The sequence below is a fragment of the Dictyobacter vulcani genome (assembly GCF_008974265.1).
GTDB lineage: Bacteria > Chloroflexota > Ktedonobacteria > Ktedonobacterales > Ktedonobacteraceae > Dictyobacter > Dictyobacter vulcani.
The window spans coordinates 531,779-546,839 of the sequence record NZ_BKZW01000002.1; the positions used below are offsets into that span (position 1 = coordinate 531,779).

The 15,061-nt window shown below is 49.5% G+C and carries 5 protein-coding genes and 2 pseudogenes; 3 read left to right on the plus strand and 4 right to left on the minus strand.

What is annotated here, in order from left to right; translation table 11 throughout:
- Positions 1-11: 11 nt before the first annotated feature.
- Both KDW_RS20110 and KDW_RS36065 read left to right on the plus strand, forming a co-directional pair.
- Positions 12-4,343: pseudogene (locus KDW_RS20110) on the plus strand (beta-ketoacyl synthase N-terminal-like domain-containing protein); the annotation flags it as partial.
- Positions 4,344-4,550: 207 nt separating this feature from the next.
- A pseudogene (locus KDW_RS36065) lies at positions 4,551-5,690 on the plus strand (thioesterase domain-containing protein); the annotation flags it as partial.
- Between the two features lie 120 nt (positions 5,691-5,810).
- On the opposite strand, the gene KDW_RS20115 reads toward KDW_RS36065, so the two are convergent.
- From KDW_RS20115 to KDW_RS20130, 4 genes are all read right to left on the minus strand, one after another.
- The gene (locus tag KDW_RS20115) at positions 5,811-6,482 is read right to left on the minus strand and encodes a FusB/FusC family EF-G-binding protein (protein WP_162005430.1); all 672 of its coding nucleotides are present in this window, start codon (positions 6,480-6,482) and stop codon (positions 5,811-5,813) included.
- Positions 6,483-7,421: 939 nt separating this feature from the next.
- Positions 7,422-8,273, minus strand: coding sequence for an alpha/beta fold hydrolase (locus KDW_RS20120; RefSeq protein WP_162005431.1), 852 nt, complete (start codon positions 8,271-8,273; stop codon positions 7,422-7,424).
- Positions 8,239-9,372, minus strand: a complete 1,134-nt coding sequence (locus tag KDW_RS20125) for an extracellular catalytic domain type 1 short-chain-length polyhydroxyalkanoate depolymerase (RefSeq protein ID WP_151757749.1) — start codon at positions 9,370-9,372, stop codon at positions 8,239-8,241. The genes KDW_RS20120 and KDW_RS20125 overlap by 35 nt, the downstream gene beginning before the upstream one ends.
- Positions 9,373-9,508: 136 nt before the next feature.
- Positions 9,509-11,065: a long-chain-fatty-acid--CoA ligase gene (locus tag KDW_RS20130; protein ID WP_151757750.1), complete on the minus strand. Its 1,557-nt coding sequence runs from the start codon at positions 11,063-11,065 to the stop codon at positions 9,509-9,511.
- Between the two features lie 280 nt (positions 11,066-11,345).
- Here KDW_RS20130 and KDW_RS20135 point away from each other — a divergent pair, with 280 nt between their 5' ends.
- Positions 11,346-15,053 carry an ATP-binding protein gene (locus KDW_RS20135; protein WP_162005432.1) on the plus strand — a complete coding sequence of 1,236 codons (3,708 nt, stop codon included), beginning with the start codon at positions 11,346-11,348 and terminating at the stop codon, positions 15,051-15,053.
- Positions 15,054-15,061: the final 8 nt, after the last annotated feature.

Below are 15,061 nucleotides of genomic sequence, written 5' to 3' on the forward strand. Positions count from 1 at the left end.
GGAACCAACAAATGTCGAACGTGGAACAGCTTCTGTATAAAGTAGTATGGGGTCAATTGCAGTGCATAGGATTTTTCACAGAAAAAAGTGTTGCAGTCGATCTTAAAACGGAATCCAGGTTGCCAGACTTATATAGACGATGGATTGAAGAAACCGCCGCGATCCTGACGCGGAATCATTACTTGAAACAAGAAGGAGAGAGATATATAGCCCTCGATCCTACCAGGCTCGATATGGATACGGTGTGGCAGGCATGGGATGAACAGAAGGCCACATTGTTGGCGGACAGCAACATGAAAGCCATGGTAACCTTAGTCGACGCGACCGTGAGAGCCTTGCCGGATATTCTTTCCGGCAAGGTGCTTGCAACCGATATCATATTTCCTGATTCCTCAATGGAATTAGTCGAAGGTGTTTACAAACAAAACCAGGTCGCGGACTACTTCAATGAAGTACTTGCGGATACCTTAGTCGCGTATATCCAGGAGTGTCTGAAATCAGAGCCCGGTATGGCTTTACGTATTCTTGAAATAGGAGCAGGTACTGGTGGAACAAGCGTCACTGTTTTTCAAAAGCTCAAATCCTATCAGGACTATATTCAAGAATATTGCTATAGCGATGTTTCAAGAGCATTTTTGCTCCATGCTGAAAGAGAGTATGGTCCGTATAATCCTTATTTGACCTATCGCATCTTCAACGTAGAAACACCAATTATAGAGCAAGATATTGCTGCAGGCAGTTATGACGTCGTCATCGCTGCCAACGTGTTACATGCTACCAAAGACATCCGCCAAACACTGCGCAATGCCAAAGCGGTCCTGAAAAATAATGGATTGCTCTTATTAAATGAGATCAATAGCAATAACATCTTCTCTCATCTTACCTTTGGGCTTCTGGAAGGGTGGTGGCGGTATGAGGATCCCGCGCTCCGCATTGCGGGCTGCCCTAGCTTGTATCCAGAAACCTGGCGTAGAGTATTGGAGAATGAAGGCTTTCGAGATGTATCCTTCATGGCAGAAGAGGACCATGACCTGGGCCAGCAAATCATCGTCGCTGAAAGCGATGGCGTGATTCGGCACAGAAAACAGCCAAAAGCTGGAGATATAGCGGTAAAGCCAGTTGCCATCCAGCATGCGCAAGAAGAAATATCCTATAACCATGGTCCGCATGTATTGCAGGAAGAAAAGAGCAGCGCCCACGCTTTGCCCGCGAAGCCGGAAATCTATGTGCCCATATCTGACGATCTCCTGGCCGGCCGGACATTGCAATTCATCAAAGAAACCCTGGCGAAAGCCATTAAACTCTCGCCAGAAAGGATTGAAGCCGATGCATCATTTGAAAAATACGGTATCGATTCTATTCTACAAGTAAATTTTATTCGAGAGTTGGAAAAGGTTACAGGAGATCTTCCCAAAACTATTCTTTTTGAATACAGTAATGCGCAAGAGCTCGTTGAATATCTCATCAAAAACCACACTAAAAAACTACGGGAATGGATTTCGCCACCAAATAATGCAGCCCCCCCAGTGCCAGAAGCATCAGTGTCCGTAACACCGGCTGTCCAGGTTGCCTCGTTCTCCGTGAAACCGGACCGCTTTTTGGCGTCGCAGCAGGTTGAGCGCACAAACCAGGAACAGAATGCACAGATACAGCAGGGCAACGAACGCACTCAAGAAACAGACGATATTGCGATTATCGGTATTAGTGGTCGCTATCCTTTATCAAACACGCTGGAAGAGCTCTGGGAGCATCTAAAAGCTGGCCAGAATTGTATTACAGAAGTTGCTACTGATCGCTGGAAGAATTCGTTCCTCAACCGCTTATCCAAAGACAGGCCGCGAAAAACTGATACAAAATATTATGGTGGATTTTTAGCATCGATCGATCGATTTGATTATCAGTTGTTTGAAGTGAACCGCCAGCAAGTCATGGAAATGGCACCCGAGATTCGGCTATTCTTAGAAGTGGTCTGGGAAACATTTGAAAATGCAGGCTATAGCAAGTTCAGGTTGAACGAGTTGCAAAGCAGGCAGCAAAAAGGTGTCGGAGTATTTGTCGGCAATATGTACAACCAGTATTTTTTGAGCATTCCTTCACTTGAGCAAGCCGTGCTCAGCTCCAATGGAACCGACTGGCATATTGCGAATCGCATCTCTCACTTTTTTAATCTCACTGGCCCGAGTCTTGCGATCAGTTCCGCCTGTTCCAGTTCCTTGACTGCTATTCACCTGGCATGTGAGAGCCTGAAACAGCAGAGTTGCTCGATGGCAATCGCGGGTGGTATCAATCTGGCACTGGATCCATCCAAATATGCAGTATTGCAGCGTGCACACCTCTTAGGGAGCGGCAATGAAAGTAAGAGTTTTGGTATCAGCGATGGATTTATTCCAGGTGAAGGTGTTGGTTCTGTATTATTAAAACCCCTCTCCAGGGCTATTCAAGATCACGATCACATTTATGCCGTGATTAAAAGCAGTTCTGTCAACCATAGTGGAGGGAGACAGATGTATGCCGCCCCGGATCCGAAACAGCAGGCCCAACTAATTACCAACTCGATATGGCAATCTGGTATTGATCCCACGACGATTGGATACGTTGAATCTGCTGCAAATGGTTCAGAGTTGGGAGATTCAATCGAGGTCATTGCTCTGCAGCAAGCGTTTGCGCATTATACAGAAAAGAAGCAATTTTGTGCATTGGGTTCTGTGAAATCCAACCTGGGCCATTTAGAAGCGGCCTCTGGTGTTTCGCAGTTGAGCAAAGTACTCTTACAGATGGAACATGCAACGCTTGTGCCAAGCATCAATGCAAAACCCATAAACCCGAATATCAAATTAGAAAAAACTGCATTTTATCTCCAGCAAGCAACTGAGCCATGGAAGCAGCCGCTCGATTCCCGCACTGGGAAGAACCTGCCTAGAAGGAGTATGATCAATTCCTTTGGCGCGGGCGGATCCTATGCGAATCTAATCATTGAGGAATACATCGCAGATCCTGTTGTCAGTCTGCCCAGTTCTGCATCTTCGCAAGAATCGCTTTTCATTTTTTCAGCCAGAACGCCATGGAGTCTCAGAAAATATCTTGAAAAGATGCGTATATTCCTGCGCAAAAATCCCTTCTTAGATATGGGAGACATTGCTCGAAGCTTGCAAAAACTCAATCATGGTCTGGAACACCGAGTGGCTATTCTGTCATCATCGATAGATGACCTCATAGTTAAACTGGATACCGTGCAAACAGCGAGCACAGGTGTGCAAGAATGCGATATCTACACCTCCTTTGATCACACATCCTCCCATGTCGATGTGACGGATGCATTTACTATCCTGCAATTGCTGGAAAAAAAGAATCTCAGACAGGTGGCTCGGCATTGGGTCGCAGGAGCAAGAATAGATTTTAAACCCCTCTATAAAATTCAGGGAACAGCATGGGTTGATCTACCTCATTATGTGTTCGATCACCAGATGGCCTTTCGTTTTGTTGACGACCATGTATTTGCCGAAGATGAGCATGATGAAGAGCCAGCACCATATCGAAGCGACAAAGTACCAGCTATTGTGACGACTGCTGGGGACAAGAAGCACCGTATCCTCGAAAGGTATGCATACGACGACCCTTATCTCAAGGGCCATCAAATGAATGGTGAGCAGGTACTGATCGGAGCGACGTATGGAAGCCTGGCCGTAAAAGCTTTTTTCCACCTCTTTCCCGATCAACATAGTATATGCATGCGCAATCTCACATATATCGAACCGGTTGCCGTGAATGAAAACCAACAAGTGGAAGTGAAAGTGGAGAGTTTGCAAAAAGGTACCACGACTGCTTTTCAAGTTCTCTATCGTCACACATCCGCAGATGCATGGAAGCCAACCGCAACTGGCCAATACGAAAAAGCGCCTTTTGAAGGCAGATATTGCGATATACAGCATATACAAAGCACCCTACAAGAATTCCAGGATGTGGATCGGATATACAAGCGCGGTAAGGGTCTGGTCGAGTGGGGAGACATATTCAAGCGCATTACATGCGTGTATATAGGACCTGACCAGGTACTTGCCCACATCGACTGTGCGCCAGGCAAGCAAGAAGACACGCACACCTATGAGTTAAACCCACTTATTACCAATACCGCGTATCTCGCCATGATGTATGTGTTGGAGCAAGCACATGTCGAAGGAGGCTTTTTGCCATTTAGCATTAATGAGATCCAGTTCGCAAAGAATAAGACATTTACGAATGGTTGGTTGCACATAAAATTAGTAAAAATTTCAGGTGAAGTTGTAATATTCGACGTGGATGCAATCAATGAAGTGTCTGAAGTAGTGGTCTGCTACACAGGCTATGCATTAAAGAGGAATTACATCGCTAGCAATACCCGCGAAAGCAAAGAAGGCAGCGGCAGTCGTATGCCAGAACTCCAGCACCCCATGCCGCCCTCGTATGCGAATGATACCTCTAGCATGAATGATATTGCTAGAAAAATCATGAAATATTTGTCTGATAAACTGAGCAATACCGTCGCTGATACTGCACAATTATGCGACATCGAAGTGAGCTGGATGGAACTAGGGTTAGATTCTTCTCGCCTGCTTGCAATGACGCATGAAATCGAAGAAGAAACAAAGATCGAATTAAATTCAACCTTACTGTTTGAATATCCGAATATCAAAGAACTGACAGAATTCTTTGCTAGAGAACATGCAGAAATATTTATCCAATTATTGGAACGTGCTCCCGTTGAAAAGAGCAACAGACTTTCTATAGAGCAGATACGTAAAGAGTTTCCTGAGCTTGTGCACCTCAACAGAAAATACCAGGGACAGCCCGTATTCTGGTTTCATGCCGGACAAGGTGGAGTAGAGATATACCAGACGATTGCCCAAAGGAGCCCACGGCCTTTTTACGGAATCCGTGCACGGGGATATATGGACAATCAGGTCCCAATTCGAGGGATCAAAAAAATGGCCACCTATTACATTGATATCATGCGCTCTGTACAGCCGGAAGGTCCCTATGATGTCGGAGGATATTCTTTAGGAGGGATGGTAGCGTATGAAATTACGCGCCAATTGCAACAGGCGGGACAAAAAGTGAACACCATGGTCATGATTGATGTCCCAGGTGGTCCAATATTTAGAGAGCAACGACCTTCTGCTAAATCTTTAATTTTGCAAGCGGTCAATACAATGCTGTCTTCTCTAGTGAAAGATGCGGAGCAATGGGATCAGCACCTCATCAGTGTTGAAGAAATCGATCTCAACTCAGGGGATGAGGCGTTTTTGAAGAAGATGATTAGCCTTGCCAATGCACGGGGCCTGACTAAGACGAAAACACAAATACGTAACCAGATTCAGCAAAATGTCAGGCTGCAAAGAGCTTACGATATTGCAAATTATATAGCTTTACCACTGCCTGACGCAAAAGCTGTGGATTGTTATTATCTTCGGAATAGCAGTGGTGTGTTCCTTGGTGTCTTAGAGCCATACCTTACCATTCCGAATGACAAAATAGCGCTGGATCGTACAGCATACTGGGAAGAATGGGAGCGACTGATGCCCGATTTCCATATCATTGATATAGATGCATCCAACCATATGATGATGTTATCTGAAGCCAGGGCTGTTGAAGCGATAGCAGAGTTCTGCGAAAGCTTCTACGTTGGTCGTGAGATCTATGCATCATCGCTGTGAGTATCCTGTTATCTGTGTAAACAATAATGAGAGGATCCTTTATCACCTTGAACTCTACAAACTTTGGCTTGTAGAGTTCAAGGTGATCTATATGCGTATTATCTGGTCTGGAAACTGCTATTATTTTGAAATATCTTCAATAAAGCTTTCCAACGCATCAAGTTCGGTGATCTGGACGTTGCAGGCTTTGTTGTCCAGACAGATATACTGGCCTACTGATCTGTAATAATCGGGTGAATGAGAGCTCCTGGTTTTGGCGACGGCAGAGAAAAAGGCTGCTTCGCCTGGTTTTTTGCAGAAGGCGCAGACGCCGGTCTTGTTCGTAGATGTATATTGACCTTCGATACCAATCAGCTTGCCAGAAGATTTCTTATCTGATTGAGGCTGACGATAATAAACGAGGTATTTTTTATTGGTTGCTGAGTCGGTCCAGGTAAAATACGTCAAGGGGTGTTTCTCAAGATCAGAAAGATCAGGAATACGCAGCTTTTTAACCTTAGGGAACAGGCGCTTTAACTGAGGTTCAGTAAGTGTAGGAAATTTGATTGTACATTGCAGCAGCTTGCTCATATATACCTGAAGTTCTTCTGCTGTTTGTAATTCGCCCAATCTTTCTACCAGGTGTCTTTGTTCTCCACTGAGTCCAGGACAAGCATCAAGCACTTTGCTTAGTGCGGTATATTTCACTGTTTCCACGACCTGGTTGTCAGAACAGGTTTTTATGGTAGATATGACTAGCTTGGCCTGGCGCACAATATAGTTATACTGGTGATTTTGTAAGAAAAGATCCATCTTATACCTCTTATCCATGAAACCATGAAACTACCGCCAGACTCCTGTGGAGCTCTTGAATGTGGCATGTAACGCATTTTTTAATCTTCGGGTATGAAAATAACATAACTATCAATTTTTGTCAATTCTATCGCAATCTTTCGTTCTCATTCACACACTGCAAAGAGAATTGAGCCGAGGGCCTGTAAACGGTGCCCATGCATACCCGTTCCTCGATAGCTTTTGAAGAGTCAAATCGATAATGATTTGCTTTTAAGGGCTCTATCAACTTCTCCTGGACGGCCACATCTAGAGGAGGGCCCTGATATGCGCATATCAGGGCCAGAAATGATGGAGATTAGTTTCAAGATTATTTTGCTACCTGCAACCTCGATCTCGTGACACTCCGCACGCCCTGAAGAGGCGGCGGCTTCTTGTACTCCTACGTAGTCGGCCCCCTGAGTCGGTGCCTCGTTGAGGCAACTCGTTGAAGACCGTAGTGGGTGAGGAATACACTCAAGCACAGATCCACACATCTGCTCGCTTGAAGGGCGGTGCCATGCCTGTTCACCGTTTCATGCCGTACCCGACGGGTGTGCAGCCAACGTCGGGTGTTTGGCGACCTGGAAAGGGTGAACACCTTTCTCTTTCGAAAACTGATGCATGCATCAGTGGGAGGCTTTTCTTGAACGATTTTGCCTGGCAACACTTCCTAAGGCCGTACAGCCTGTGCTGTCGTGCCTTCGTTGCACCTATGCAGTATAATCCAACCATGCATTCTATGCAACAAGCAAGGGCTAAAGCCCAGGAGTAACCCGCCTATCCGCCTGGGTTTAAACCACAGCGCCTTGCGGCGGGTTACGCTTTTGTCATATCTTATCTTTGCGTTTTTCTGTGCTGCCAGACGATGATGCTGGCACTTACATTTATGCCACTTCTTCTTTTCTTTTTCAGGCAATGTTATTTGTCTATAGCAGATAAGAAAGCCAGTATGTTGCTTGTGAAAACGTCCGAGAGCATAATCGTATAGTGGTTGGTGCCGGGGATTTCCACTACACGGCTTCCTCTGATAATACCCTGTACGCGTTCAGCCTCGTCGGCTGTCAGGATGATACCTCGGTCGGGGGCCAGGGTACCCAATGCGGCGCGCGTGATGAGCGTTGGTGCCTGGATGCGCGGCAAAAGTGCATCCGCATTGATGCTCATGTTGACCGTTATCTCTTCCTCAATGGCTGCTTTGGGAACGCGCGATGTCACGGTACCATCAGCATGAACTTCGGCGTCGTAGCGATAATACGCTTCCCAGAAGGGATTCCACTGATGGATCGGCGTTTGCCGTCGTTCTTCTATATACGCGTCAAGCGAGGGATACACCTGTCCCAGTCGTTGAAGCGAGGCTGCGATGGCTTGTAGCGTATCCGGCGGGACCCGTCCGCCTGCATCCACCAGCACAAGACGACTCAGGCGCTGGGGGTGAACAGCTGCCAGGAAATACCCGATCTGAGCGCCAAGTGAATGGCCGATAAAATGGACCGCAGGCAGGTTCAGCGCATCACAGAGTGAGAGCAGATCATTGACATGATAGGGAATGCCGTAACCATGCGGTGGCTTCTCGCTCAGTCCTCGCCCGCGCAAGTCCGGGGCGATGGCGTACCATCCTTGACTGGCAAGCGCAGGCCCAAGCTGCGTCCATTCCTGGCTACTGGCAGTCAGTCCATGGACAAGCAAGACGGTTCGCTCTGGTCGAGTGAATTCTCCCCATGTCTGATAATGTAAGTTAATACCATTGATTTCCAATTGGTGAGTTGGCATAGATATATTCTCTTTCATTGCTATTTATGTGGTAGCAGAGGCTCGCTTGCCAGCATATATAGCCGCGAGCGAGCCTCTGTGTTACTGGTGATTGTGTCTGTTCAATTACTGAAGCGCATGAAAAAATTGTACATGGCCAGATTTGCGCTCGGACCCGCGGGATCCCCCAGAGTCCTGATCCGCCAGACCAGGCATGCCCCATGCCATTGACTACCCAATACTCCTCAATCTCCTGACCACTGTTATTGTTCCAGGTATAGGTGGTATAGGCATGTCCTCCTGAAACCTGTCCATGTGTGGTGGTCGAGGGATTGGAGTAGCTCGCATTATAGGTTCCCCCGGAGGCATCATGGTCCGTCTCCATCCACTGCTGAATTACCTGGTCGCCATTGACCGGCCAGACGACAGTATCAACTGTACCCTGGATATCGATGGTGGGGACAACCCGAGCATAGCGTCCCATCGTTTGATAGGCCAGATCGCCTTGCAGAACAGGAGGAGGGCCACCAGTAACCGAAGCGCTCAGGGAGAAAGCGGTGACGGCCTGATACTCCACGCCAGAATGTACCCCAATTGCGGTGTATAGATCTGGATAGGCTGCCCCCATATTTACCGCCATTGCTCCGCCCGATGAAATACCTGTGATGTAGACGCGGTGCTTATTGATTGTCCAGCGTGAGGTAGAGTTTTCCACCGTTTGCGTGATGCCAGCAATCTCAGCGGCTTCGTCCAGACCGCGATACTGGTTACTCGGCGAGAAAAAATTCCAGCACAGAGCAGGATTGGCAAAGACTTCCTGTTGAAGATAAGCAACAACAAACTGTTTCTGATCCGCCAGTGTATCCATGCCGGTGTCTGCAGCCATCGTGGATGAATCTACTGTGCACCCAGATAAGACGACGATCAGAGGGACCGATGTTCCTACTTGATAATTGGCCGGAGTATACACATCATAGGTATATAAACCGGCGGAGCCAAAATAACTAAACTGTTGCAATTTCCCGGCGGTGGCAGCGTGGGCGGCCGGGGATCGTTGGAAAAGCAAAAGACAACCTACGAAAACAGCCAGAGTGCACCATCGAGTAAAAAGTTTGAACATCTGTGTTCGCTCCTTCGTTCTGTTTGAACAACATCATGTATAACAGAGTCGCAGTGCTTTCTCATTGACGCACAAGCCAGGAGTGACACTGCGCTGGTAAAGTGGCAAATACGTTGCTTTTTCCATTCCGTGTCTGTTATGGTCGTGCCTGGCGCAGTTCGCTTTTGAGAATCTTGCCCGTGGCGGTCATGGGTAGCGCGGTGCGAAACTCGATCTGGCGCGGGTATTTATAATCGGCCATTGTTTGTTTGGACCAGGCGATCAGTTCAGCCTCTGAGATTGTCGTTGCTGGCTTGAGGATGACAAAAGCCTTGATTTCCTCGCCGTGACGCTCATGCGGTACGCCGATGACAGTTGCTATACTCACTGCCGGATGCGTCATCAAGACTTCTTCGATTTCGCGCGGATACACATTGAAGCCGCCACGAATAATCATATCTTTGACCCGATCTGCAATGTAGAAGTAGCCATCTTCATCGCGTCGCCCAATGTCACCCGTATGGAACCAGCCATTGCGCATGGCATCAGCCGTTGCCTCAGCTCGCTTATAATAGCCTTTCATAATGTTGTGACCCCTGATCACGACCTCGCCCAATTCGTTCACCCCAACTTCCTCGTCGTTCTGATCCACCAGGCGTACTTCGACGCCCCAGACAGGTAGTCCGATTGAGCCGGGTTTGATGGTCCGATCGAGGCGATTAAAGGTAGCGACAGGACTGGTTTCGGAGAGCCCATATCCTTCCAGGATGGTGACCTGAAATTTTTCGTTAAAGGCTCGCATTACCTCCACCGGCATGGCTGCCCCGCCAGAAATCGATATACGCAGGTGGCGCGCAATGTTCTGCAAATCATAGGTGTCGGTCCCGGGATAATTAAGCAGAGCCCAGTACATGGTTGGCACTCCCGCAAAAATGCTAACATGCTCCTCTTCCATCAAGCGCAATGTACCTTCCGGGCTAAAGCGGGGCTGGAGTACCAGGGTAGCCCGATTGTAGATACCCGCGTTCATTTGCACACTCTGCCCAAAAGAGTGAAACAGTGGCAATGCAATCAGATGTACATCGTGGTCTACTTTGGGATACATCGTCTCAGAAAGGCGGGCATTGAGGAGCATATTCATGTGGGTCAGTTCCGCTCCTTTGGGCTTACCTGTGGTGCCGCTGGTGTAGAGAATGACGGCTGTCGCATCCGGGTTTGTCGCAATCGTGTCAAAGGTCGTTGGCAGATCCTGCATGAACTCGGCCAATGTTGTCGCGCCTGCAATAGGAGATGGTGCAGCTACATCATTGGTCATCAAGCAGAAGTGTGTGCAGCTTTCCACCTCCTGGAAAGCGGTAAACCCCATCTGCCCGATTGGAAGATCAGGGCTCCCTTCCTGACAGAAATAAGCCTTTGCCTCGCCGTCAGCGAGATGATAGGCGATTTCACGTGGCTTGAGCAGTACATTCAGAGGAAGAACCACCGCGCCAGCTTTGAGGATGCCATAATAGGCAATAACAAAAAATGGGAGATTCTGGCAACTGAGCGCAACCGTATCCCCCTGACGGATGCCTGCCTGAACCAGTCCATTGGCCACCTGGTTAGCTGCAGCCTGCAAGGCGGCATACGACAATCTGGTTCCTTCGTAAATAATGGCGGCTCGCTCAGGTACTTCGCGTGCACTATCATCAAGCAGGACTGCAAGATTGAGCATACATTCTCTCCTTTGAGTCAAGTAGTAGAGATAGTATACCAGCATAGGTGTTGAGAAAAGCGTTTATCAGACTGGCATTGCAGCCACGCAAGCGTTTTTTTTGTGATCGAGTCGTTATTGCTTTTCCTCTCTCATGCTCTTGCCTTCGTGGCTCTTGATGACTATACTATATCTCTATTACTCCTGGTTGTTGTGTCCAGAAGAGCATCCTGCAGTCGTCAACCGCCGCTCTTCGATGGACCAGTATATTTTGCCAGCGTGTAGGGCAAAGGAGCCATTCATGAGCGACTTGAAGATTGCGTTGCTCGGGACACCGAAGGTAGATCACGTCGGCCATCGATTGGCGTTCCATGATCGAAAAACGCTGGCCCTCCTTGCCTACCTTGCCACGGAACCCGGCGTACATCCCCGTCAGAAGCTCGCTCGCCTGTTGTGGCCGGAGAGAGATGCCGCACATGGAAGAACTGCGTTGCGCGTTGCGCTCCTTCACTTACGTCAGGCACTCGACGAGGGGACGCCACCGGAACATGAAGCGCATTTGCTCATCACCTACGACACACTCGGACTCAATCTGAACGCTGCTATTGAGCTTGACCTGCACAGGTTTGAGGCCGCGTGGGCCTTGATCCAGCACCTTCCTGTGCCAGATGCAATGCAAGGGGAGGCTCGCCGGACCGTGATTGCCCATCTCCAGGAGGCTGTCGGCTTGTATCGTGGCGGTTTTCTGGAAGATTTTGTGCTGCGTGACGCAGCCGATTTCGATCACTGGGTTGGGGTGCAGCGTCAATCCTGGTTCGCACGCATTGAGCAGATTCTTGATTGGCTTTCTCAACTCCAGCATGCAGAAGGACAGATAGAGCAAGCGATTAAAACTGTCGAGCGCTGGCGCACCTGCGATCCACTCAATGAAGCTGTTTATTTACGCCTGATGCAATTACATTTCTCGCTGGGCAACCGTGTTGCAGCCTTGAAAACGTACGAGACCTGCCAGGAAATGTTGCGCACAGAACTCGGCGCCAGACCATCCTCCAAATTGCTGGCCCTGGCCGATATTATCCGGAATACCTCACCAGTATCCCGGGTCAAGAACCATGCCAACGCTCCTGTGCGCTCATCGTCTGTACGCACCTTCCTCGAAATTCCTTTCGTGGGTCGGGGAGCGAATGTAAGCCGACTCATTACCTTATATGAGAAAGCTGTTAGTGGGCAACCACAAATTGTCATGCTGGAAGGTGAAGCAGGAGCAGGGAAATCACGGCTGGCCAGCGTGTTTCTCGACTGGGCAAAGGTGCAAGGCGCGGGCATCCTTGAAGGAAAAGCCTATGAAACCTACCAGCGTCTGGCGTATCAGCCTCTGCTCGATTGTTTTCGCCCTTTTAGCGAGCAGGAGCAGGATCTTCGTCAGCTGCTCAGCGATACCTGGATCGCAGAATTGAGCCGTCTCTTGCCAGAACTGCGCGAGCGGTATCCTGACCTGCCTCCTCCTACTATTGACGAGGCATTTGCCTCCTCTCGTCTGTTAGAAGCGCTTGCGCGGCTGGGACAAGCGGCTGCTGCGCAGCAGCCACTGCTTATCTTTATCGATGATATGCAATGGGCGGATGAAGCCACGTTGGATGCGTGCCATTATCTTTGCAGACGCTGGATGGAACGAGCTATCCCCGCTTTGTTCTTGTTCAATCGACGGACAGGCTCAAAACGGGTGGAATCACGGTTGGTTGAGTGGCTTGCAAGCTTGAAAAGTGTTGCCTCTCTGACACGTGTGGAACTGGGGCCGCTCTCTCCTCAAGACATCCTCCAGATAGTTCATTCATTGTCGGAAGCACATGAAACACAATCAGCTGAACCATACATCTTCTTGCCTGGTGAGCCATCCGAGTCGCATGTCCAGTCACCCACCACAACCAGACTCAGTCCAGAGCAGTTTGGCGCATGGCTGTATGCAGAAACACAGGGACAGCCATTCTACCTGGTAGCTCTGCTTGAGGCATTACTTGAACATGGTGGTCTGGTGCCTCGCTTGCTCAAAGGAAAAGGCTGGATATTCGAGCCACAGGTTGCTTTGCTCCATGCTGGTGCGCCTGGAGGAATCCTGCCTGCGGATGTGCGCGAGGTGCTCCAGAACCGCCTGGCTCAGCTTTCTTCCACTGCCCGAGAATTTCTCGCAGCGGGAGCCGTTCTCGACCATGACTTTACCTTTGGGGATCTTTGTCGCATTGCTCAACTCTCAACGCAAGAAGGGCTTGTTGGCCTGGATGAAGCCCTGAATAGTTTGTTCCTATGTGAGTCTCGTCGGCAGTCAGGTGGCTTGAATGCCATTTGCTATGTATTTGCCCATGACAAGGTTCGTGAATTGGTGTACATCGAGGCGGGCAAGGAACGTCGGCGTGTCTTTCATGCGAGAGCACTTCAATTGCTGGAAGAGACAGGCGCGCCTGCTGCGGAGGTGGCCTATCACGCAGTAGCCAGCGGGGCTACTGATACAGCCTTTCGCTGGAGCCTGGCCGCAGGTGATGAAGCTCTGAATGTGTTTGCCATGCGCGATGCCATCGGACATTATGAGCAAGCTCGCCTGCTGATGGCAGAACACAAGCTACAGATATCGGCTGATGAGCTTGCTCACCTGTTTACGCGCCTTGGCCGGGCCTATGAACATCGCAATGACGCCAGTGCCGCCCATGCTATTTATCAGACGATGCTGGAAACCGCCCTGCAAAGGGCCGATCCAGGCATGGAATGTGCAGCGCTCAATCACCTGGCTGTCCTGGTGAGTGAAGACTTTTCTCAGATGGAAAGCGCTATGGCATTGCTTCAGAAAGCGTTGGTGGTAGCGGAGCGTCATCATGACCGGCGAGGAGTAGCCGAGACGCAATGGAGTCTGGCGCGGGTCAATTACTATATTTTAAACCTGGATGCGAGCCTGACCTATGTGAAACAGGCCTATGCTCTGGCATGTGAACTTGAACAGCAGGATCTGGTCGCGAAAAGTTTCAATATCTTTGCCTATACCACGCGGGCACTGGGGCAGTGGGAAGAAGCGGCAGCGTTTGCTGAAGAAGCACGGCAACGTTTTGCGGCGCAGGGAGATCGGATGATGGAGGCGGATTGCTTGAGCAGGATCGCTGACGCGCAGATCAATTGCGGGCAACCATATGAGGGGCTCGCGGCAGCGCGGCTGGCCTATGCGATTAGCTGTGAAATTGAACATCCCTGGGGGCAGGCAAATTGCGGTTATCAGCTCGTGCGCAATCTTATAGAAATTGGCTCCTATGAAGAAGCGCTCACGATTGCGCTCCAGTGCACCGAAATAGCGCGCACATTGACCTTTAACATTATTCTCTTTGTCAATCTGGTCTCACTCGGATTGGCGTATCAGGCACTTTTGCTTCCAGAGAAAGCCCTTCAGGCGCACCTGGAAGCTCTGGAGATGAGTAAGACCGTACCCTCGGCGCGCTACATTGGCTTGAGCAACTCTCTCCTGTGTGTTGACTATGCCCTGACCGGGGATTGGGAAACAGCCTCCACCTATGCCCGGCAGGCCTTAACTGTCAGAGATCCCAGGGCAGTTGTATGCCCGGAAGTTCCTCGCTGGCCTGAGACGCTAGCTCTGGTGTTTGCTGGCGCCAGTGTACAAGCGGCAGAGGATCTTCAAGCTTTTTACCAGCTTTTTGGCGCAAACAAGCGCTGCTCCATCTCATATGCACGCGCGCGTGCTGTTCTTGCCGAGTCGCAGGGCGAAATAGTATGCGCACAGGCATGGTTGCAGGAAGCCATCGAGGGAGCAAAAAATATCGGCCTGCCTGGAGAACTCTGGCAGGCCGAGGCGGAACTGGCCAGGCTGTACCTGGCCGGCGAAGAACATGAACAGGCAGCCCAAGCGTTTGCCCGCGCCGCAACCGTTGTCAAGGAACTCGCCAGCAAGATCACCAATGATGAATTACGTATGCAGTTTCTCACCTCACCTCTGGTACAGCGCCTCTTTTGCTAATTGTGAAA